Annotated in this window: 20 protein-coding genes; 1 reads left to right on the plus strand and 19 read right to left on the minus strand. The window is 38.0% G+C overall.

Features of this window, described 5'->3' with window-relative positions; genetic code table 11:
- Positions 1–9: 9 nt before the first annotated feature.
- The 11 genes from mmsB to IEV74_RS08425 form a co-directional block, all read right to left on the minus strand.
- Positions 10–1,167 carry a multiple monosaccharide ABC transporter permease gene (gene mmsB, locus IEV74_RS08375; RefSeq protein WP_188454929.1) on the minus strand — a complete coding sequence of 386 codons (1,158 nt, stop codon included), beginning with the start codon at positions 1,165–1,167 and terminating at the stop codon, positions 10–12.
- A 3-nt stretch (positions 1,168–1,170) separates the two neighbouring features.
- Positions 1,171–2,703, minus strand: a complete 1,533-nt coding sequence (gene mmsA, locus IEV74_RS08380) for a multiple monosaccharide ABC transporter ATP-binding protein (RefSeq protein ID WP_188454930.1) — start codon at positions 2,701–2,703, stop codon at positions 1,171–1,173.
- An 87-nt stretch (positions 2,704–2,790) separates the two neighbouring features.
- Positions 2,791–3,867 carry a multiple monosaccharide ABC transporter substrate-binding protein gene (chvE, locus tag IEV74_RS08385; RefSeq protein WP_188454931.1) on the minus strand — a complete coding sequence of 359 codons (1,077 nt, stop codon included), beginning with the start codon at positions 3,865–3,867 and terminating at the stop codon, positions 2,791–2,793.
- Positions 3,868–4,461: 594 nt separating this feature from the next.
- A complete protein-coding gene (locus IEV74_RS08390; RefSeq protein WP_188454932.1) occupies positions 4,462–5,595 on the minus strand; it encodes a GntR family transcriptional regulator in 1,134 nt (377 codons plus the stop codon).
- A 352-nt stretch (positions 5,596–5,947) separates the two neighbouring features.
- Positions 5,948–7,432 carry an L-arabinose isomerase gene (araA, locus tag IEV74_RS08395; protein WP_188454933.1) on the minus strand — a complete coding sequence of 495 codons (1,485 nt, stop codon included), beginning with the start codon at positions 7,430–7,432 and terminating at the stop codon, positions 5,948–5,950.
- A 24-nt stretch (positions 7,433–7,456) separates the two neighbouring features.
- On the minus strand, positions 7,457–9,115 hold the full coding sequence (locus tag IEV74_RS08400; protein WP_188455032.1) for a ribulokinase: 1,659 nt from the start codon (positions 9,113–9,115) through the stop codon (positions 7,457–7,459).
- Positions 9,115–9,819 carry an L-ribulose-5-phosphate 4-epimerase gene (gene araD / locus IEV74_RS08405; RefSeq protein ID WP_188454934.1) on the minus strand — a complete coding sequence of 235 codons (705 nt, stop codon included), beginning with the start codon at positions 9,817–9,819 and terminating at the stop codon, positions 9,115–9,117. The genes IEV74_RS08400 and araD overlap by 1 nt, the downstream gene beginning before the upstream one ends.
- Positions 9,820–10,006: 187 nt before the next feature.
- Positions 10,007–10,990 (minus strand): aldo/keto reductase, encoded by a 984-nt coding sequence (locus IEV74_RS08410; RefSeq protein WP_188454935.1) that lies wholly within the window; start codon positions 10,988–10,990, stop codon positions 10,007–10,009.
- A 119-nt stretch (positions 10,991–11,109) separates the two neighbouring features.
- Positions 11,110–11,805: a copper homeostasis protein CutC gene (locus tag IEV74_RS08415; RefSeq protein WP_188454936.1), complete on the minus strand. Its 696-nt coding sequence runs from the start codon at positions 11,803–11,805 to the stop codon at positions 11,110–11,112.
- Positions 11,806–11,819: 14 nt separating this feature from the next.
- Positions 11,820–12,812, minus strand: a complete 993-nt coding sequence (locus tag IEV74_RS08420; RefSeq protein ID WP_188454937.1) for an asparaginase — start codon at positions 12,810–12,812, stop codon at positions 11,820–11,822.
- Positions 12,813–12,972: 160 nt separating this feature from the next.
- Positions 12,973–13,755 (minus strand): helix-turn-helix transcriptional regulator, encoded by a 783-nt coding sequence (locus IEV74_RS08425; RefSeq protein WP_188454938.1) that lies wholly within the window; start codon positions 13,753–13,755, stop codon positions 12,973–12,975.
- A gap of 225 nt (positions 13,756–13,980) precedes the next feature.
- Here IEV74_RS08425 and IEV74_RS08430 point away from each other — a divergent pair, with 225 nt between their 5' ends.
- On the plus strand, positions 13,981–14,940 hold the full coding sequence (locus IEV74_RS08430) for an aldo/keto reductase (protein ID WP_188455033.1): 960 nt from the start codon (positions 13,981–13,983) through the stop codon (positions 14,938–14,940).
- Positions 14,941–15,364: 424 nt separating this feature from the next.
- Here IEV74_RS08430 and IEV74_RS08435 read toward each other — a convergent pair whose 3' ends face one another.
- The 8 genes from IEV74_RS08435 to IEV74_RS08470 form a co-directional block, all read right to left on the minus strand.
- A complete protein-coding gene (locus IEV74_RS08435) occupies positions 15,365–17,020 on the minus strand; it encodes a M4 family metallopeptidase (RefSeq protein WP_188454939.1) in 1,656 nt (551 codons plus the stop codon).
- Between the two features lie 428 nt (positions 17,021–17,448).
- Positions 17,449–18,270 carry an MBL fold metallo-hydrolase gene (locus IEV74_RS08440; protein ID WP_188454940.1) on the minus strand — a complete coding sequence of 274 codons (822 nt, stop codon included), beginning with the start codon at positions 18,268–18,270 and terminating at the stop codon, positions 17,449–17,451.
- Positions 18,271–18,297: 27 nt separating this feature from the next.
- Complete coding sequence (locus IEV74_RS08445; RefSeq protein ID WP_188454941.1) at positions 18,298–19,272, minus strand: Gfo/Idh/MocA family protein; 975 nt, start codon at positions 19,270–19,272, stop codon at positions 18,298–18,300.
- Entirely contained in the window at positions 19,269–19,997 is a 729-nt protein-coding gene (locus tag IEV74_RS08450) for a hypothetical protein (RefSeq protein ID WP_188454942.1), read from the minus strand. Before IEV74_RS08450 ends, IEV74_RS08445 begins: the two co-directional genes overlap by 4 nt.
- A gap of 10 nt (positions 19,998–20,007) precedes the next feature.
- Complete coding sequence (locus IEV74_RS08455) at positions 20,008–20,850, minus strand: sugar phosphate isomerase/epimerase family protein (RefSeq protein ID WP_188454943.1); 843 nt, start codon at positions 20,848–20,850, stop codon at positions 20,008–20,010.
- 24 nt (positions 20,851–20,874) lie between these two features.
- Positions 20,875–21,927: a Gfo/Idh/MocA family protein gene (locus IEV74_RS08460; RefSeq protein WP_188454944.1), complete on the minus strand. Its 1,053-nt coding sequence runs from the start codon at positions 21,925–21,927 to the stop codon at positions 20,875–20,877.
- Between the two features lie 16 nt (positions 21,928–21,943).
- Positions 21,944–22,432: an MgtC/SapB family protein gene (locus IEV74_RS08465; protein ID WP_188454945.1), complete on the minus strand. Its 489-nt coding sequence runs from the start codon at positions 22,430–22,432 to the stop codon at positions 21,944–21,946.
- 10 nt (positions 22,433–22,442) lie between these two features.
- A complete protein-coding gene (locus tag IEV74_RS08470; RefSeq protein ID WP_188454946.1) occupies positions 22,443–23,177 on the minus strand; it encodes a glycerophosphodiester phosphodiesterase in 735 nt (244 codons plus the stop codon).

A 23,177-nucleotide genomic window follows, 5' to 3' on the forward strand; every position in this document is an offset into this window, starting at 1 on the left:
CACTTTTACTTATTTATTTTTATTCAACACATCAAACGCAACAGCGCCTAATAAGACTAGACCTTTAATTGCTTGCTGCCAATCAATACCAATACCCATTAAGGACATACCATTGTTAAGAACACCCATTACTAACGCACCAATTACGGCTCCAAATACTGTTCCAACTCCCCCGGTAAAGGAAGCCCCACCAATAACTGCTGCTGCAATTGCATCTAATTCAAATAAATTACCTGCCTGAGGTGTAGCCGCATTAAGCCGTCCAGCAAAGATAAGGCCACACAAAGCTGACAAAACACCCATATTGATAAAAACTAAAAACTTAACTTTTTTTGTTTTAATACCTGATAACTGTGCTGCATTTACATTTCCACCAACGGCATAAATGTGTCTGCCTTGCACTGTGTTATTCATTACATACGTATAACCAATAATTAAAAGTGCTAAAATAATTAACACATATGGAATTCCTTCGTAAAGAGCTAATACATATGTAAAAATATTTATTACAGCTACTAATACGATTAGTTTAGTTATAAATAGCGGCGTGTTTGCTACTTTCAAATTATACTTTAGTTCATTTCTGCGGTATCTTATTTCATGAATGATGTATAAAACTGATACTATTACACCTACTAATAATGTAAATAGTTGAAACTGCCCGCCCCCTAGTATATCCGGCAAGAAATCAGAACTCATTTTACGGAATCCATCAGGAAACGGTGCAATAGTTTGACCGTCTAATACAACCAATGTTAGTCCCCTGAATAATAACATTCCAGCGAGGGTAACAATGAATGATGGTATATTAACATAGGCAACCCAGAATCCCTGCCATGCCCCAATTACAGCACCAATCAATAAACATATAAGGATACTCGCAAATACTGACAATTCGGATTGTACCATCAGTACTCCAGCAATTGCTCCAACAAACGCTGCCACGGAGCCAACTGACAAATCAATTTCCCCTGTTATGATGATTAACATCATCCCAATCGCCAGGACGATTATGTAACTATTTTGCATAATAATGTTTGTAACGTTTAAAGGCTGTAATAAAATTCCCCCAGTCAATATTTGGAATAAAATCACAATCCCTACTAAAGCAATGATCATACCAAACCTTCTGATATTTTCACTTAGTAGATGTTTAATTGCATCCATTTGTTAGGACCCCCAACCTTCTGTCATATATTTCATCAGAATTTCCTGATTTGCATTTTCTCTATTAATTTCTCCAGTAATTTTACCTTCTGATAATGTATAAATTCGATCACACATTCCTAAGAGCTCTGGTAGTTCAGAAGAAATCATTATGATAGATTTTCCATTTTCTACTAACTCATTAATAATTTTGTAAATCTCAAATTTAGCTCCCACATCAATACCACGAGTAGGTTCATCTAATATTAGAATCTCAGGATCTGTATAAATCCATTTTCCTAAAACAACTTTTTGCTGGTTTCCACCACTAAGATTAACTGTTTCCTGATTAATACTGGGAGTCTTAATATTTATTCGAGATTTTAATGACTCTGCGGCTTTAATTTCTTCGTATGGATTAATAACATTGTTTTTTGATACCCTATTTAAGTCTGCTAGAGTAATATTGTTTTTAACACTATCTATTAAAATCAATCCGTATTCTTTACGATTTTCGGATAAATACGCAATCCCACTCTCGATAGCTTTATTTACATTTCTGACATCTATTTCTTTTCCATCTTTAAATACTTTTCCTGTGATTTTTTTACCATAAGATTTACCGAATATACTCATTGCAAGTTCTGTTCTGCCCGCACCCATTAACCCAGCAATCCCTACTATTTCACCCTTTCTTGCATTAATGCTTACATTATTCAATATTTGTCTTTCTACTGTTACAGGGTGATATGCAGACCAATCTTTCACCTCAAAAACAACTTCTCCTATGTTATGCTCTCTTTCAGGAAACAGATTAGTTAAGTCCCTTCCAACCATTCCCTTAATAATGCGATCTTCACTAATATCCTTATTCGTGTTAGGTAACGTTTCAATTGTCTGACCATCACGTAAAATCGTAATACTATCCGATACCTTTATTAATTCCTTTAACTTGTGAGAAATTAATATAGAAGTAATTCCCTGCTCTTTAAGATCAAGTAATAAATTTAGTAGATTATCACTATCTTCTTCGTTAAGAGCTGAAGTGGGTTCATCTAAAATAAGAAGTTTAACATTCTTTGATAAGGCCTTTGCAATTTCCACCAGCTGTTGTTGACCTACGCCAATATCTTTAATTTTTTCTTGTGGTGATACATTCAATCCGACTTTTTTTAGAAGTTCTTCCGTTTTCGTAATCGTTTCATTCCAATTTACTATTCCTCTTTTAGCCCTCTCATTACCCAGAAAGATATTTTCCGCTATCGATAGTTCAGGGATCAGCGCGAGTTCTTGGTGAATAATAACGATTCCTAATGCTTCACTTTGATTAATAGTTTTAAATTTGCAAATTTCCCCGTTCAAAACAATATCCCCGGAATAGCTTCCGAACGGATGTACACCACTTAATACTTTCATTAATGTTGACTTTCCAGCGCCGTTTTCACCTATTAAAGCGTGAATCTCTCCATTCTGCACATGCAGGTTAACATCATCTAAAGCTTTTACACCAGGAAATGTCTTTGTAATATTATTCATTTCCAATATAGTTTGAGACACGATTATCACACCCCCTGAGATGAAAATAAGTAAGATGATTTAGCGAAAAGCAAATTCGCTAAACCATCTATTTTTATTGTGAGTTTTTTACTTTAAGTCATCTTCCGAATAGTACCCTGTATCTATTAAAGCTTCTTTATAATTATCGATATCAACGGATACTGGTTCCAATAAGTAGGATGGAACAACTTTTACACCATTATCATATGTTTCTGTATCATTAACCTCAGGTTCCTTATCATTAACAACCGCGTCACCCATTTCCACAGCTTTTTTAGCTAATTCCCTTGTATCCTTAAAGACAGTTTGTGTTTGTTCGCCAGCTATAATTGATTTTATAGACGCTAATTCTGCATCCTGACCAGTAATGATCGGCATTGGATTACCATCATTTCCATAGCCTACAGCTTTCAATGAGGAAATAACACCTCGGCTAATGCCATCGAATGGTGAATATACAACATCCACTTTTTCATTAGTGTAATGAGCACTTAAGAGATTATCCATACGCTTCTGCGCCTCAGCACCGCTCCATCTTAACGTTGCACCCTGTTCAAAAGTTGTCTGTCCACTTTTAACTACTAGCTTACCTTCATCAATGTATGGCTGTAATATTGACATTGCTCCGTCCCAGAAGAAGTAGGCATTGTTATCATCAGGTGAACCTGCAAACAGCTCAATATTGAATGGACCCTTTCCTTCAGCTAATCCAAGGCTCTCTTCTATGTATTTACCTTGTTGCACTCCAACTTGGAAATTATCAAATGTTGCATAGTAACTTACATGGTCACTATTCATAATTAAACGGTCATAAGCAATTACTGGAATTTCCTGACTTTTCGCTTGTTGCAATACATCAGATAATGCTTCACCATCAATTGAAGCGATTACAAGTAAGTCCACACCTTTTGTAATCATGTTCTCAATCTGTGATATTTGGTTTTCAACAACATCCTGTGCGTATTGTAAATCTGTTTTATAGCCTAACTTTTCAAATTCCTCTGCCATATTTTCTCCATCTTTAACCCAGCGTTCTGATGATTTGGTTGGCATAGCTATTCCGACAAACTTCTCATCTTCCCCGCCGCCACTTGCCTTATCACTACATGCAGCCAAAGCAAAAACAAGTAACACTAGTGAAAAAAGCATACTTAATTTCTTCATGTAATTTTCCCCCTATTTTTTCTTCCTATTTAATAATATTTTAAATAGGTAAGTTCATTTGGTTAGATTTAGCAAGATTTAATTAGATAGCGCTTACATTGAATTTAAACAACAATAAGCGACCCTGTATAAAATCCGCCACCTCCAACACATGAGATAAATCGTTCGTACATCACCAATCCAAATGCAGTTCATCTTGTACGTACATTTATTATAAATTATTAAAATCTATTTTGCAATACGAATTTTAAGAATTTTTATTCAAAGAACAAAAGCAGAGGTGCCCGTTTAGCGACGTGTGGACTGCGCTTCCTCGTCCCACAGAAAAGATTTGCCATGCAGGGTGTTTGACGTTGCCGTGCAAAGCGGCGGTTTTAGTCGAACATTCCTTTGCAGGAGATAAAGGAAACTCGGGTGAGCTAATGTGTAGATGTTGATCTTATCGTACGGAGATGAGGGAAGTCCATCAGTCGGAGAGCGCTGGAGCTGGACGTGGCCGTTGCGGTGGTTCAGTTATTCACAGCATTCAAATTTTATAGTTTTCTAAGCAAAAAAATAAAGCTACCTCATCTTAAATGAAATAGCTTATTGGTACTAGGAAGTAATTGTCTCTGGATTTAAGTCTTTTGTAGAGCTTCTAATTACTATGTCCGGCGAATATACAATGGATTGAACTTGTGAGCTATCCTTATTTTTTGTACTGATTTTTGCACTGATTAAATCAATAATAGTGTTTGCTGCATCTCTCCCCATTTGACTTTTCGGATGAATAATAGAAGTTAACTTGACTTCAGAGACTTCTGATAAGGTGGAATCATCATACCCAATGATTGATAAGTCTTCAGGAACTCTAATATTATTTAAACGCAACACATCAAGTAGCTTAATAGCAAGCTCATCGTTATAGCATACCAATCCAGTTGCCTTATCCGGGTTATTAGTAGTAAGCAGTTTCTCAAGCTCTTGGATAGGCTTAGACCATTTTTCTAATGTGTTATACGTGATAATATTTTTTGGATTTAATGGTATTTTATAATGTCGATGAGCCTTCAAGAATCCCTTCATTCTCTTGGTTCCTTGCATATCATCTGTTTTAAAGCATCCAATTATTTCTTTGTGGCCAAGCTTGATTAAATGCTCCGCTTGCATAAATCCGCCTTTTTCCTCATCCATTACAACACTAATAGGCTCCAGCTCATCGTAATACGCGTTAATCATAATATAAGGAATCGACTGGCGCTCAAGATTTAAATAATAACCTATATTAGGATTAGAGTATGCACTTTTTGTTGGTTCAATAATGATTCCATCAAATTGTTGACTTAGAATTTTCTCTAAAATCCGTTTTTCATTTTCATGATCATTATTAGTACTGAATATACTCACCTGATAGCCATTTTCACTAAGGCGTGATTCAGCTCCCCTTATAATGGAGGGGAATATATAATCCGAAATATATGTCGTAATTATCGCAATGTTTTTCTGATTACTTACATTCTGCTTCGTATCCAATGCACTTCTATCCGCGCAGAATGTACCTGATCCTTGTTCACGATACAACCATCCGGTAGTCACTAAATCACCAATGGCCAATCGTACTGTGTGACGACTAACATCGAATTGCTTCATTAACTCGCTTTCGGAACTTATCTTCTGATGCGGAGTAAATGTACCATCAATAATCTTAGATTTAATTGCTTTTTTAACCATATTATATTTTGTTTCCATTAAAACACCTCAACCGGCAAGTATTTGCACAAGATATTATTAACTCATTCGTATAAGTTAATCATATCATACTCCATACAATTTTATCGAATAAAGTAACGAGCCTGGGACAAAAGTGTTTTAACCAAAATAAAATCCGAACATAGTTGGTGCATACATACCGCTACGGAAATACACTACGCTTTCCGCGGGCGCTGCTGAGCCTATTCCGAGCTATCGCTCTACATAGTCTCACCTAGGCTTTTTATCCCGCAGGAGTCTCCGTGTATTTCCTTCGCTAGTATGGTGAAATGTTCGGCTTTGGGTTAAACAATTTAGTTATGTCCCAGCCTCGCCAAAATTCATACAATATTTATCTCCAGTACCCTTCACTATACTTCATTTCATTCCGCAATTGACGTGGGTTTGTATCTTTGTCAATGACAATACATTCAACCCCAACCATATCAGCGAAATCATAAAGTTGATCAGTGGTAACTGCAAACGAAAATACTGTGTGATGTGCCCCACCCGCATAGATCCATGATTCTGTTGCTTCACTTAGAGAAGGTTCAGGCTTCCATAATACTTTTGCAACTGGCAGATTTGGTGTCTCGACAGTTGATTGCTTCGCTTTTACTTCGTTGATAACAAATCGGAATCTGCCACCTAATTCGATCAGGGAAACATTAATTGCATCCCCGCCTTTCCCATCAAACACCAATCGCGCTGGATCCCCCTTTCCTCCCATGGATAGTGGACTTACCACAATCTTAGGTTTTGTGGCAGCAATAGTTGGACAAATTTCTAACATATGTGACCCAAGGATCATTTCATTTCCCGGTTCTAAGTGATACGTATAATCTTCCATAAATGATGTTCCAACATTATTTGAAATAACTTTCATCAATCTAAGAAGTGCGGCCGTGCGCCAGTCCCCTTCACCTGCAAATCCATACCCTTGCGCCATCAATCGTTGAGCAGCAAGTCCAGGGAGCTGCTTCATTCCATGTAAATCCTCGAAATTAGTTGTAAAAGCTGTATAATTACCCACATCTAAAAATGCTTTTAATCCTAATTCGATTCTGGCTTGTTCAAGAATAGCATCCTTGAACGGTCCATCATTTTTACCAGCAGGGTCAATTTCATAAAGTTCCTGGTATTCGTTAAACAGCTCTTCCACTTGACTATCAGTAACCTGTTTCATTCGTTCAACTAAATCACCAATACCATAATAATCGACAGTCCAGCCAAATTTAATTTGAGCCTCTACTTTGTCCCCATCGGTAACCGCCACATTTCGCATGTTGTCCCCAAATCGAGCAACACGAATATTAGTACCTTCTGAATAACCAACTGCTGTTTTCATCCAATCCTTAATCTTGCTTGAAACATTCACGTCCCGCCAGTGCCCAACAACCACTTTTCTCGCCAAATTTAAACGTGTTCCAATAAACCCGTATTCCCGGTCTCCGTGTGCTGACTGATTTAAATTCATAAAGTCCATATCAATCTTATCCCACGGAATATCTCGGTTATATTGTGTATGTAAATGTAACAAAGGTTTCTGAAGTTTCGTAAGCCCTGCAATCCACATTTTTGCTGGTGAAAATGTATGCATCCATGTAATTAATCCCGCACAATTTTCATCTGAATTAGCCTTTAAACTTGTGCGTCTAATTTCTTCTGAAGTTGTTAATACAGATTTAAAAACTATTTTGTATGGAAGATTCCCTTCTTTATTTAAACCCTCTACAATTTCTTTTGAATGATTTTCTACTTCAGATAATGCTTCATCCCCGTAAAGATGTTGACTGCCTGTAACAAACCAAAATTCATACGTATTTTTTGGTAACATGATGTCATCCTCCATATTTTTTTATTATCTTAATGATTTCAAACGCTTCATTACATCGTTTTCTCCACGACCAAAATAATCATGAAGCTTCGAATATTCCTGATAGAGTTTTTCATATATAGCAACATTCTCTGGAATTGGTATTATGATTTCGTCTTTAATTCGTGCCATGTTTTCTGCCGCTTCTAATATCGTATCGTATCCTCCATTTGCCGATCCCGCTGCCACCGCACCAAACATTGCTGCCCCTAAAGCAGGTGTCTGTTTTGAATCAGCAATTTTAATCGTACGATTGGTCACATCAGCATATATCTGCATTAACAGCTTGTTTTTTTGCGGGAGACCACCACAAGCATAAAGCTCATCAACTGGCACACCATTTTCATGAAAAGCATCAACAATCTTTCTTGTACCAAATGCTGTTGATTCAAGTAATGCTCGATAAATTTCCTCTGGTTTCGTATGTAATGTTGCTCCAATTAACACACCGCTTAACTCTGTATCAACAAGTACAGAACGATTCCCATTCCACCAATCTAATGCCAATATTCCCGTTTCACCAGGTCTATATTTTGAAGCTTCTCGCTCCAGCCATTGATGAACATTAATACCATCTTTTTTAGCTTCATCGTGTACATAAGCTGGTACCACTTGATTTACATACCATGCAAAAATATCTCCAACAGCCGATTGGCCAGCTTCATATCCAAAATATCCGGGAATAATTCCATCCTCTACCACTCCACACATACCCTCAACCCGTTTCTCCTCAGTTCCTAAAAGCATGTGGCAGATAGAAGTCCCCATCGCCATAACCAGTTTTCCAGGGGTAACCACCCCTACTGCAGGAACCGCTGCATGTGCATCAACATTTCCAACGGCTACTGCAGTTCCTTCTAGCAATCCGGTTAATTCCGCCATTTCTTTCGTAAGTTCTCCAGCTTTTGTCCCCAATGGAACGACGTCACCACGCAGTTTCGTTTCTATTAGGTCTTCCATTCTAGGATCAAGTGCTTTAAAAAATTCCTTATCTGGATACCCCTCTTGTTTGTGCCAAATGGCCTTATATCCCGCCGTACAACTATTTCGCTGTAAGTTATTCGTAATTGCTGAGATAACCCAATCAGTTGCTTCAACAAACTGGTCTGTTTGATTATAAATTTCAGGTTCCTCATTTAAAATTTGCCAAATTTTTGCGATCATCCATTCAGACGAAATTTTCCCGCCATAACGAGGCAAAAAATCTTCACCTCTTTTCTCTGCAATTTCATTTAATCGATTAGCTTCGTCCTGAGCCGCATGATGCTTCCATAACTTAACCCAGCTATGGGGATTATCCTGTAATGTATTATCAAAACATAATGGATCGCCTTGTTCATTTAGCGGAAGCATTGTACATGCTGTAAAATCAATTCCTAGTCCAATAACTTCTTTAGGATCAACCCCAGACTCCTTCAAAACAGCTGGAATTGACTGCTTTAATACTTCCAGATAGTCTGCTGGGTGTTGCAAAGCCCACTCATGACCAAGTTTAATTGAGGAATTAGGTAGTATATTATCGATAACCCCATGCGGATATAGGGTTACATGATCAGCAATTTCTTCCCCATCAGTAAGAGACACAAGAACAGCACGACCTGATTCTGTACCATAATCTATACCAATTGTATATTTTTCCTTCATCATTCATTTCCTCCATTATTCTGGCCGTAATATGCTTTAGCACCATGTTTTCTGAGGTAATGTTTATCTAAAATCGCCTGATTAATCGATGTTAAAGTTGGATTTAGCTGATAAGACTGTAATGCCATTTTCGCAACCTCTTCTAAAACAACTGCGTTATGAACTGCTTCCCCGGGGTCTTTCCCCCATGTAAAAGGAGCATGACTATGTACAAGTACGCCAGGTATTTCTTGTGGATCAAACGTGTTGAATGTCTCAACAATTACGTTGCCAGTTTCAAGCTCATAGTTTCCCATAATTTCATTGCTGCTCATTGGTCGAGTACAAGGGACTGTACCATAAAAATAATCAGCGTGTGTCGTACCTAATGCCGGTATATCTTTCCCCGCCTGTGCCCAACTCGTTGACCACGGGGCGTGTGTATGAACAACCCCACCGATTTCCGGGAAGTTTCGGTATAAGACGATATGTGTAGGGGTGTCAGATGAAGGATTTAAATTGCCCTCAATACTATTTCCGTCATAGTCGACTACTACCATATCATCCCTTTTTAATTCGCTATAAGGGACACCACTAGGTTTAATAACTATTAATTCATCTTCTCTGTTGACACCGCTTACATTTCCCCAAGTAAAGGTTACTAGATTATGCTTAGGTAACGACAGGTTAGCCTCAAGGACTGCTTGTTTTAACTCTTCCAACATAATTTATATCCCGCCTTTCTTTGAAAAAGGTTATCTTGTACGTATGAGATAACATCATTATCTTTATATTAATACAATTTGTACGTACAATCAATATAAGAATTTTTTAATTGTACTAAATATTAATTTTTCGCATACAAAAAGACAGGCTCACGATCGCCTGCCTTTAGTGTTATATGTTATTTATTTAATAGGCTCCCCTAACATACGGCTGAACCTCATTCCGATAAAACACGGACAGCCTATCCATTTCTTCAGGTGTATAACCTGTTACATTCAATGCCTGCAAGTTATCTTCAACTTGATTTACGTTCCTGAACCCTGGAATAACACTTGTAATTTCGTTATGCTCTAAAATCCATCTTAAAGCAGCCCTAGTCATATTACCTCTGCCACGTGCAATCCACTCAAGCCGCTGACTTAGCTCCACACCTTTATTAAATTCCAGACCGGCAAACGTTTCACCAACATTAAATTCTTGGCCATTCCGATTGAAATGACGGTGATCATCTGCTTCAAACGTAGTGTCCTTTTCAAATTTTCCTGTTAGCAAACCACTTGCCAATGGTACGCGCGCGAGAATGCCAACACCCTTTTCATATGCTTTCGAAAATAATTCTTTTAAAGGCTTCTGTCTAAAAATGTTAAAAATTACTTGTAGTGAACTTACATCATAATTCTCAAGACAATACAAGCCTTCCTCCACTGTTTCAACACTTACACCATAATATCTTATTTTACCTTGAGCTTTTAATTTATCTAAAACAGTGAATACATTCCCATCTTTTAAGATTTCTAATGGTGGACAGTGAATCTGGTATAAATCAATTTGCTCGCGATTTAACCGTTTCAAACTATTTTCGCAGTACTCCTGAACACGTTTCATCGAATAATTTTCTGGATCATGTATATCTCCCGCACGACAGAACTTAGTAGCAATATGTATAGTTGATTCCTTCCCTTTTGTCGCTTTTGCTAGCAGTTCTTCACTATGGCCATCACCGTAAACATCTGCTGTATCAAAGAAATTAACTCCTTCATCCATTGCACGGTCTAGCCCGTTTAATGCCTCTGTATCGTTCAGTTTCCCCCAAGCGCCACCAATAGCCCATGTACCAAAGCTTAATTCACTAATAGTTAAATCTGTTTTTCCTAATTGGCGATAATTCATTTTGATACACTCCCTAATTATCTGTTCTATTTTCTAAAATAACCTGTTTATTAATATCATTCTTTATAACTCAATAAATTCCTTCTTTTAATACCAATAGATACAACCATTTAGTTTCCTTATTCACCTTTTAATCTATTAATAACAGATCTAACCACCTTTTCATCAAAGCCATTCATAAAAGTCCTTTCAATCCTTAAAGCTTTGCCGAAATGATATTCTACAGCTTTTACTTCATCATGAATTTCCCCGATGTTAGCAGAGGTTAAGCCAGCGCCAGGCATTATAGTAGGTCCGTCCAATTTCTGTGACATTTGTTCAAGCTCGCGAAGCTTCTCTTTTCCCTCGAAACAGTTACTTTCCCCGCCTGAGGTCAGAATGCGCTTTACATTTTGTTTATATTTCGCCAGTACTCGGTATGCATCCATTTGAGATGGAACTTCATCAAATGCCCGGTGAAAGGTAATATCCAAATCTGGAGATAGCTGAATAATTTCTTCAAGGAACGTTTCATTTATTGTATTGTCTTCATGTAATGCACCAAATACAATTCCCGTCCCGCCAAGCTCTAGTACCTTTTGGATATCTTCACGGATGACTCCCATATCCTTATTGGTATAGCAAAAATGATAGCTGTGCGGACGAATCATGACCTGAACTGGAATTGAAACACTTTCCAGCACTTGTTTAATCGCCCCAAAGCTAGGGGTTAGCCCGCCTTCCTGTATTGCAGATACTAATTCAATCCGATCTGCACCAAGTTCCTCAGCTTGTTTTGCTTCCTGTCCATTTTGAACAATAACTTCTAGCAGCATACAAAACACCTTTCCTATAATAATATTTTGGTCTCCCCAACACGTTTGCCATTATCATTTTTTATTGCATTTGAACGAATCTGCAATAAACGATCAATTGTGTCCGTATTGCTGTAATTCAGCTTATTTAAAATTTCAGCAACTAATACCGGCCACACTAATTCAGACCCGCTCAAAACCTTTAAAGCAATACTGATCTTTTCCTTTTTTAACGCTAAGCAATAAACCCCTTGCGCACCGCCTTTTGCGATGATGTTCGTATCTTTCAGTAAAGCCGTGCAAATGAAATGATGGGAGGCTACAATTTCTGGATGTTCATTCATTACCCTGCCTATTTTCCTGATTGCCCCGGCAATTTCTTTATCATCTGCTTGTCCCGGATCAGCGAATTTCAAAAACGACACTGCCATATTTTTCAAAGGAACCGCGTGAACTGGGACACCGCAGCCATCAATTGCTGTATGTATATGTTCCATAGGTGTTTCAGACAATTCAGCCACATAACGCAGAACCTCTTGCTGCAAGGGATGTTCAATCCTCTCATACCCATGTGGCTCGTACCCTTTTTCTCTCGCATATGCCAGAAAACCTAGATGTTTACCAGCACAGTTATGCAGGAGCCGGCGCTGTGGTTTATGATCCCAAATGTACTGTTGCTTCGGTTCCTCATTGAGCGGATAACTGTGATTGCAAATCAGCAAATCCTCGGTTAATTGTAATTTTTTCATTAAACTTTCCAGTGCATCCTGATGATATTGTTCACCGCGCTGTGATGCAGTAAATAAAGCCGCTTCCCTGCTGCTGAGACCATACTTTTCTATTACATTGGTTGTGAATACAGGGATTGCCTGAATCGGTTTCATTGCTGAACGGTAATACACATGGTGGTCTGGATTGCCCTTTTGATAAATTATTTCTTTTTTATCATTGATCGCACAAATAAGTCCCTGGTGTGTATTTTCTAATGCACCACCCCTGTACTCCTCTGCGATTGTTGGGTATGTCATTTTTCTACCTCACTTTTAATGGATCTTTAAAATAGATCCTGAATTAGTTAGCCTCGAAAAACAGAACTAAATTTTAAAAGAAACCATTTTCAAACAATAATGATCAAAATGGTTCCATTCGTTGTCCGCAATTGGCAGAAGATCAATGTTAATTATTCGGTTATTCCGGGACATACATACACCAATGGAGACCTTCATTTCCATCTACATGGGAGGCTGAATGAATGCGGAAATTATGTGTTTGACCTTGTTTGTCATTTATCGAAATGAAACTAACCTTTTTTTGCTGAATGTGATGTTGATCCCATAAGTTCTGAAACATCTTGCTTTGCCGTTTTAGATTGTCAAGTAGCTGATTTAGAATGGCGTCCTCTGGATAACGGTCATATATGCTCCGACAGACTGCTGCCGAATAAGAAGAAAACTCACTCCAGTTTTGAATACGATCCCGAAAGCTTGACTCCAGGAAAAGGAGTTTTAGTAGATACCGTTCTTCGGTGGCACAAGAGGAAAACGGAAAAATCATTTTATCTGCCTCGCGATTCCAAAAAATAACCTTGGAACGCTGATCTGTAATGAAGGATGGAAACGGCAGCTTATCTACTGCAGCCTGCAGTGAATCATCGTATTGTTTTTCGATAGGCAGAGAGAATGTTTCATTGTAAGCTAAGTTAAAAAGATGCTCATTCTCGTCCGGACTAAGCCGTAACGCCTTGCTAATATTTGTTAAAACCTCTCTCGATGGTTGAATTTCTTTTCCCTGTTCTAACCAAGTATAATACGTAACACTAACATGACTGAGAAAGGCAACCTCTTCCCGGCGCAATCCCGGTGTTCTTCGGCGCCCAGAAGTCTGGAGTATGCCAGCTTCTTCAGGCTGAACACGTTCGCGCCTGGACTTTAAAAATTGGCCAAACATCTTGGAAGGAATACTTGTATGCATAAGGATCTATCCTTTCTCTATTATATTATTAGTATAGTTTTCATTTTACTGAAGATAAAGTGATCCGAACCGGTTATTGATAGACAGAAATGGCTCACTGCATACTAGTTATCCTATTACTTGTATTACTAGTATAAACACGCATTGGTTACAGTCGTGTTCATTTGTTAAGATGAAACACGTCAATAATCAAAGGAGGATATCCCAATGAGTGTCAATCAAGCTATTCAAAAAAGAAAAATTGGAAATGAAGGGTTAGAGGTTTCCGCAATAGGACTAGGTACGATGACAATGCCAGACAATCAAGACTCTATCGATACGATTCGAGGAGCTTTGGATTCTGGTGTCACCCTATTCGACACTGCTGATCTTTACGGTACTGGGACTGGAACAGAGGCTTTTCTTCAAAAAAGGTTTGGAGATAATGAAAAGCTCGTAGGAAAGGCACTTAAAGGCCGGCGGGAAGAAGCTGTGATTGCAACAAAATTTGGAGTCACGCATACGCAAGGTTATAAAGGGGACCCAGCTTATATAAAAAAATCTGTTGACGCAAGCCTGTATAATCTCGGAATAGACTACATTGACCTTTACTATCAGCATCGATACGACCCTAATACTCCAATTGAGGAGACTGTCGGAACACTGGCTGACCTAGTTAAACAAGGTAAAATTCGTTATATTGGCCTTTCTGAAGCACCAGCAGACATCATTCGTCGCGCACATGAGGTGCATCCCATAACTGCAGTGGAAACCGAATTTTCTCTATGGAGCAGAGAAGTGGAAGACGAAATTCTGCCGATTCTAAAGGAACTGGGGATTGCCCTGGTACCATATAGTCCCTTAGGCAGAGGCTTTCTGACAGGACAGATTAAAAAGTTTGAAGACCTTCCAGTGAATGACTATCGTCGTCAATATTCTCGCTTCCAAGGTGAAAATTTCACCAAAAACCTAGAGATCGTTTCTCTCATTGAAAAAATGGCAGAACAAAAAGGCTGTACCACTGCCCAGCTTGCACTAGCATGGCTGTTGGCACAGGGAGACCAAATTGTTCCAATTCCAGGAACAAAGAGTTTAAAACGGGTCCAAGAAAATTTCGGTGCCCTGCAAGTTTCCCTTACAGATGAAGACCTGGCAGCAATTGAACGTATTTCTCCAAAGGGGGCAGCTTCTGGAAGCAGGTTCTAATTAGATTTTGATAAAAATATGGAAACAAACAAGATTTAAGCAATTATTGTACATTTTATCCTGGCGAAATTCAAATCTGATAAAACACGATTATTTAGCATGCGGTTAACCCAATATAATCTTAATCATCATGCATACCCAATAATGTAAAACATGTGTCTAAATTTCAAATCTGCGCCAAAGATATTTGTTGAAGCAAAAAATTAGACCAGCATGTGATTCCCACTAGCAGCTGGTCTTAGTATATCCTAATTACTTCGAGGCTTGACATAGCTTCTGTCTATTAAGTTTATTGGAAAAAGATTCATTCTACCATTTTTTAAATTCATCTTTTCAATTATTTAAACTTTTCCTCTCTCTACTGTTAACTAACAACAAAAAAGCTTGCAGGGAAAATGACCCCTGCAAGCTTTTATCAAAACCACTAATAAATCCCCACCTCATCAAAACCATTCTCCACCGCTTCAACCTCGGTACTGCCTTCCCCGTAAATATCTGCTGCCGATTGTACGATAGCATTTCGCGCGTCACTAAAGTCTGAAGTAGGAGTTAAATAAACAGTTAATGCACGATAGTAGATTTGCCCAAGTTTATGCTTTCCAATTTGCTGCCCGATTAGGTATGCAGCATGATTGGTAATGGATGAGTTAACATGTACCCCGCCATTGTCTACATTGATCGGCATGTCATAAAATTCATCCATATGTTCAGGATACATTCCATCACCGTATGGAGCTCTTGCCTCAGACACCGGGAATTGATCTGGGTTACTTAGGCTGCGTAATGCAATTCTTCCTTCAGCCTTGGCTGTCGGTGCCATAATATCTTCACCCAGTTCCCAATCTTCTTCATCTATAAGTGCTCCAAATACGTCGGCGAATGACTCATTAAGTGCACCTGGTTGAAAACGATATTGTAAATTTGCCGAATGACTGATCACACCATGTGTCATTTCATGTGCAGCAACATCAAGTCCTGCAGCAAGTGGTACCATATACTCCCCGTCGCCATCACCATATGTCATGTATCGTCCATTCCAAAACGCGTTGTTATAATTGTTGCCGAAGTGAACATAAGATTTGATAGCCATTCCTTCCCCATCAAGGGAGTTGCGTCCGTGTTCATTAAGGTAATATTCATATACAGTTTCTGAATTATAGTGCGCATCTACAGCTGGTCTTTGGTATTCGTCTTTCCATGATGAACTCTTATTTTTGAAAAGGCTTCCAGTATTGTAATCAAATGTATAAATACCTTCTAGATTTTCGTGCGACTCATCATATAATTTAAATGTTGTACCTTGTCCAGATTGTATCTCCATTGTAGTATGCAATTGCCGATGATCCCCATGTACTCCTTCCCCTACACCTTTATGCGGTTTCGTTTTAATCTCATCGGCATGCAATAACGCATTATACTTATCAATTACTTCTCCTGTATTTGCATCAACAAAAACAAACCAGTTGCCAGGTTCATCTCCTAAGAAATTAACATTGATTTTGTAGGCTAGACTATTTTTTCCTTCGAATGGATAAACAACGAGGTCTGATGTGGGTTCATATGCTAACGTTTCTGGAGCTTTCACGGATGATTTAGCCAACTCAAGCGCTTTATCAGCTTTAATGGATGCAGCGGTATCAATAGCATTATTTGCAGCAGCTTTGTTATGGTGACCATTTACAGATACAATCTCATTCTTTTTATTAAAGTGAACAATTACTTCAGCACCTTCTATAGGCACTCCATTTTTCGTTTGATTAAAGCGAATATGCGTCATTCCCAGGTCGTCTTCCTGAACACTTTTCACTTTTAAATTTTCCCCAGGGTTCTTAACCCCAATTATTTTCTCATTCTTCTTCAAATAATTTAATGCATTGGATGTATCACTAGCAGCATGTTTCTCTGTAAATTTTTCCTTAACGAAAATAGGGGTATTTGCGTTTTTATTCCAAACCTTCTGTGCCTGTACACTACTAATACTGCTAGATTCATGTGGCTTAGCTAATACGTCACTAACTGAGAAGGAACCTACTAATAGTGCCGAAGATAAAACTGCAGGAACGATATACTTTTTTTTCAAAATTATACCTCCTAGAAAATTTGATAGTTTTATTATAGAGTAATAGATTTATAAATTCATGATTAATTGGAATTGTTTTAATTTTTAAAAATATGGTAATTCCCACCTAGAGTAATTGGTGAGTGCGGGTATAAGAGACTAATGAATCGTTTATCCGCACCATTCACTACAGCGTGGAGGGACAAGGGGTCAGAGGGACAAGGGGTCAGAGGGACGAGGGGTCTGACCCCTTGTCCCATGTGACCCCTTGTCCCATGACCCCGTGTCCACATCTCCCATTAATCATTGGTAATTGCTTTCCGAACGACTGAACAGGGAGATTTCCTTTTGATACATGTTAAAGTTTTATAAATAGGCTCTTTGCCGCCTTCATCCAAGTATTGGCTATATTGTTAAGCAATCTATTATTCCCTTGTACTACTATCTTTTTACACTTCCAAAACAAGCCCATCATAAGCACAGTTCACACCAATGCTCCTTAAAACTCCGCCAAGCTCATCATGCGGGGGACAATGCTGATGTGAAAAATGCGTTGCATAAATCGCTGTCTCTTCTGTTATAGCATGTATACCTGCCAGTTTTTCAATCATAAATTGCAAATCCTTAATATTTAAATGTACACTACTGCTTTCCTGCTTCAAACCCTTGGTACATTCCATAATCAAAACATCTATTTTTTGGTTCTCTAAATGCGCCCACACCATATCTTCATAAATAGCAGTATCAGAGGCAATTAATACCTTTTTACTTCCATCATCAATAATGTAATTTACCGCATCCCCTACGTTCGGCATATGTTTAGCTCTGAGCGATTTTATATGGTAATCAGTGAAATTCAAGCTTTCAAAAGGTAGAATCGGATATCTTTGCAAATTCATGCCTTCATCTGAAGCACCATATGCGTTTAGTAAAGTCATAACGGAGGGAGGCGCAACCAGTTTCAATTGCGGCAGTTCGGTCTGGTTATGCATCCCTCTTGTACGAAGCCCCAGATTTTGCACAAATATATGGTCTAGATGACTGTGAGTAATTAATGTATATTTCACGTTTATTAAGTCAACATCGTGAATAGCACAGGCAGCGAATAGATCCGGACCCATATCTACCAAAAGATCATCATTGACTAAGTATGAACACCTCTTACGGATATTACGGCCATGAAATTTACGAGCGTACGTGCAAGTTACACAATCACAATATGGCATTGGTATTCCCTGTGCAGCTGCTGTTCCCAGAAATGTAATTTTCACTTGAATACATACTCCCTTGTCAGTTATTTATAGCTTAACTGCTTTGCCACCATTGCTAGCGTTATAAGCTGCCAAAGCAACCTCTAATGCTTTTAAGCCATCAAATCCGGAAATGGACGGCTCCCTTCTTTGCTCTACACATTCAACAAAATCCTTGATCAGTCCAAAGTCCATATTATTTCCAAAAAACAAATGGTTTAACGATTTGCTTCCAGTTGAAAACATTCTTAGATGTTCCTGAAGTGCATCGGCTTTTACGGTTTGTTTCGTACCAATGACCTCTATGGTTACATCTCCCCATGTTGGATATTCAGTAAACTTGGACCAGCTTGAATCATGTGTTGCGATAACACCGTTTTCAAATTCTAATGTAAGGATACCGGCATCATCGATATCTATGTTATGAAAATAAGAGTCCACAATTGCATTTACTTCAATAATTTCTTTCCCCAGGTACCAGCGCATTATATCAACCATATGTACTGTATGGTCTAATACTGCACCGCCACCCGACTGCTGGTCATCAATAAACCACCCACCTGGATTTTGTCCTCGATTTGTAGTCCGGAATGCAATAATTTCACCTAATTCACCCCTATTAATCATGTCCTTTAACTGCTGAATCGGTGAACTAAATCTAACTGGAAATGCGATTTGCAGAATAACTCCATTTTCCTTACAAACCCGAATCATTTCTTCCGCATCCTCAACAGTTGTAGCAATCGGTTTTTCACAGAGGATATGTTTTTTGGCCTTTGCGGCATTCAAAACCATTTCTTTATGTCTAATATTTTCACTGCAAATAATTACTGCATCCATTTCCTGAGCTAAAAATGTAGCTTGATCACCAAAATGTTCCGTATGATATTTACCCGCAGCTTCTTTCCCTCTTTCCATATCATCATCAAAAATTCCTGCCAGCTCTACATTCGGCAGTTTTAATAAACTATTTGTATAACCGTGTGCATGCATATGCGCAAAGCTCATCATACCAATCCTCATTGCCGAACACCTTCTTCCACTGTATATCTGAATTTATTCAACTGTTCAATAAGATTCTGATCTGCTAAATGTGCAGAAGCTACGATCGCATCTGCATTATATGTTAACGGCAGGTCTGTAAGATTATTTGGTTTAATTGGACTCATCTCTTTACTATTAAATTCAATGATTTTTTTTACGCCGCTCCAATCAAACTCCATACTTTCATGATCTGAAAAAGTATATTCCAAATGTGACATGGTGCCACCGCTGAAATTCACCATTAAAATAATATGATACGGATTTTTGGCACGATTTGAATGCTTCATAATTACATTATCCGGTTCGCCAAATAATTCAGCTAACACGTACAAATCACTTGCTATTAGTAATATATCTTCATCATAGTTCACGGTTCTTTTTAAGCGAAAAACCCCTTTTCTTCTTGCTTCCTTTTTTACTGCCTCACTTAACTTCTTATAAAATGGATAGTTCTCCAAATCAAAATAAACGTATAATCTACCGCTAGAAACTTGATCACTAGTAACTTTTGTTGACGGTATAAAAGTATTGAATCTTTCATTTAAATCAAAACGTAAATTCTGTTCCGTTAATGGTAACACAAACGTTTTCGGCTCCATGTCTGATTCTAATGCTAGTTCGCTAATCGAATTCCGTACGAGAGCTTTTTCATTTGTTGCACCATAATCTATTTTTTCTTTCCTTACTAGTACAATATTTTTCATTTCTATCCTCCTAGTTCACCAAAGTCATTAAGCGATTTACTGCTTCAGTGGTTGCATGCTTTGCATCCTCTATTCCTTCATACTCAATTGATAGCCACCCATCGTAATGAACTCCCTTTAATCCATCCACAATATAGGATAAATCGACTTGCCCATCACCTGGAATTGTACCAATAAGCCCCACACCCTCTGTAGACTGAAACCCTTTAACGGATTCATTCGGATGCTTTTCTCTAAAATCCTTAAAATGGACATGAACAATTTTTTCTTTTAACCTATCAAAAGCTTCCCGAGGCATTTCATTAACTAATAAAAAATTTCCGGTATCGAAAGTTGCCTTTACATAAGAACTGTTCACTCTTTCAATAATTTCCTCAATTTGTTCACTTTTACCTGCCAGCAACCCATGATTTTCAATTGCTAGATAAATTTCCTTTTCCTCAGCTATTACGGCACACTGTTTTAAACAATCGACAATCCACTCTTTTCCACTCTGATAGGTTATTCCGTTTCGTAAATCACCAGCAAATACACGGATTATATTCGTTCCAAGCTGTTTAGCAACCTTTATACCTTCTTTAACCTTTTCTACTTCTTCCATACGTTCTTCAGAAGATTGTTTTACAAAATTATTTGTAATATCATAGGCTGAAACAGCTAAATTATGCTCCTTTAAAGCAGCCTTAACCTGCTTAATTTCTTTAAACTTATCGTCCTTATTTCGCCAATACATATCGAGTAATTCTACTCCATCCGAAGAAATTCTTTTCGCATATTCCAGGAAATCCAGGACAGACCAATTCTCTTTTTTTATTGTTGGATTCAGACTGTACATACTTACACTAACCCTCATAATTACTCCTTTTCGTAACTGATTTTACAAATATACTTCTTTTTTAATGGCTGCTGATTCATAAACTGCTTGAAGTATTCTCATAACCTGCACACCATCACTTACCGGTGCGATCGTTTCTTTGTCTTCTAAGCAGCATTCAACAAAATGATTGATTTCGTTTTCAAAAGCTTTGGCAAAATCAAAACCGAGATTATCAACTTGTGGGGTGACATTTAAAATTGTATTGTTTTTTTCTGTTACCAACGCAAGTTCTGGTTCAATTTCTGCGCCACCTTTATCGCCATATAACTTAATACTCGTTTCGTTATCTTTTGCTTGAAGTGTAAAGCTAACATCAACGAATAGTGATGCCCCATTATCAAAACGAATTAAAGCATTCGTTAAATCTTCCACATCATTTAAATTCGGATCATAGTCTGCTGCTTTATAAAATGATAAATTCTTAATATGACTTCGATTTCCCAATTTTGAATAGGTGTTCCCACTAACTGATACGGGGCGTGGCTTCCCCATTAAATACCAGCATATATCAATCACATGAACGCCAAGATCAATTAACGGCCCACCGCCAGATTTGGAAATATCGCTAAACCAGCCACCAGGATTTCCTAATCTTCTTAAGTAGGATGCTTTTGCATAATAAAGTTCACCAAGTTCATCATTATCAATCAATGATTTTACTAGTTTTACATTATCCCCATGTCTTCTGACAAAACCTACCTGTAAAACCTTGTTGGACTTTTCAGCTGCTGTTTCTATTGCTAATGCCTCTTCCACATTCATACTCAGCGGTTTTTCTACTAAGACATGCTTTTCAGCTTCTAATGCTGCGATAGCAATTTCAGCATGTGAATTATTCCAGGTACAGATACTGACAGCCTCAATATCTTTGTTTAATAATAGGTCCTGATAATTCGTATACAACTGGGAAACCCCGTATAGGTCCCCCTTCTCTTTTAATCTATTTTCATTACTATCGCATAGTGCAACGATCTCCACATCCGTGTTTTTTAAATATGGCTTAATATGAGATCTTGAAATAGACCCAACTCCAATAACTCCTATTTTTAACATATTAACTCCTCCTAGGCTACTTTGCCTTTTTTCGTAAACTAATGTTTATATTAGATATATTTTGCTTTTCAAAAATCAATCCGATTTTTGTAAGGACAAAGGTAATTAGTGTTGCAAAAATGACAATTCCATAAAATCCTGCACCTATACCTATTCCCACTCCCCCTACAAAAAAGATCATTGATGCGGATGTTAGCCCTTTAACCTGTAAGCCATCCTTTAAAATAACCCCAGCACCCAAAAAGCCTAATCCTGACACAATTTGTGCTGCAAGCCGCATTGGATCCATTCTAGTCCCAATAAGGGGATTACTAAAACTTTCTACACTGCGAATCGACACGATTGTTATTAAAGTACAGGCAACTGCCACATAGGTATAAGTCTTTAATCCCGCCGGTTTATGCTTTGATGATCGATCCCAGCCAATTAGAAATCCAAGTATTGCACTAATAAAAACTTGAAAATACGTTTCATATGCTATAAAAAATTCCTTTATATATTCCATTTGAATTCTCCTACCTTTTATGCACCATCTTTCTTACGTTTAATGCTTTCCCAGGGTAATCTGTTATAATTGCCGAGCAGCCATATTCTATGAGCTGTTTCATTCTTTCCTCTTGATTTACAGTGTAAACTCGAACTGGAAACCCTTTTTGTTCTGCCTCCGTAATCATGGCACGATCCGTTTTGGGACTGTGTGGATGAAGTCCCCTTGCTCCGATAATTGCTGCATAGTCCCATGGCTTGAATAATTTTTCTAAATAAAGAATTGCACATTCTATATCTGGGTTGAGTTCATGTATTTTTCTTAGTGAATAATGATTGAAGCCTGATATAATTACCCTGTGAGCTAAATTATATCTTTCAATTTCTTTAAGAATAAGTTCCTCAAGATTAGGCAATTCCAAAGTCACATTTTTCAACTCAATATTTAAAAAAAGTGTGTTATGCTGCATCCACGTGAGTACTTCCTGGAGTGTCGGTATTTTCGCATCATGACAATCCCCTTTAAACCAAGAACCAGCGTCAAGCTGTTTCAGTTCATTCAATGTGTAATCTCTAACATTTCCTGTACCATTCGTTGTTCGATTAACTGTGTGATCATGAATTACGACTAGTTTATTGTCTTTTGTTAACTGCACATCCAATTCAATGCCATCTGCGCCAACTCTTTCTGCTTCCATGAATGCGGGGAAGGTATTCTCTGGATGTGTTCCCGAACTTCCTCTATGTGCAAATATTTTTGTCAT

The sequence above is a fragment of the Virgibacillus oceani genome, from assembly GCF_014638995.1.
Taxonomy (GTDB): Bacteria; Bacillota; Bacilli; order Bacillales; family Amphibacillaceae; genus Virgibacillus_E; species Virgibacillus_E oceani.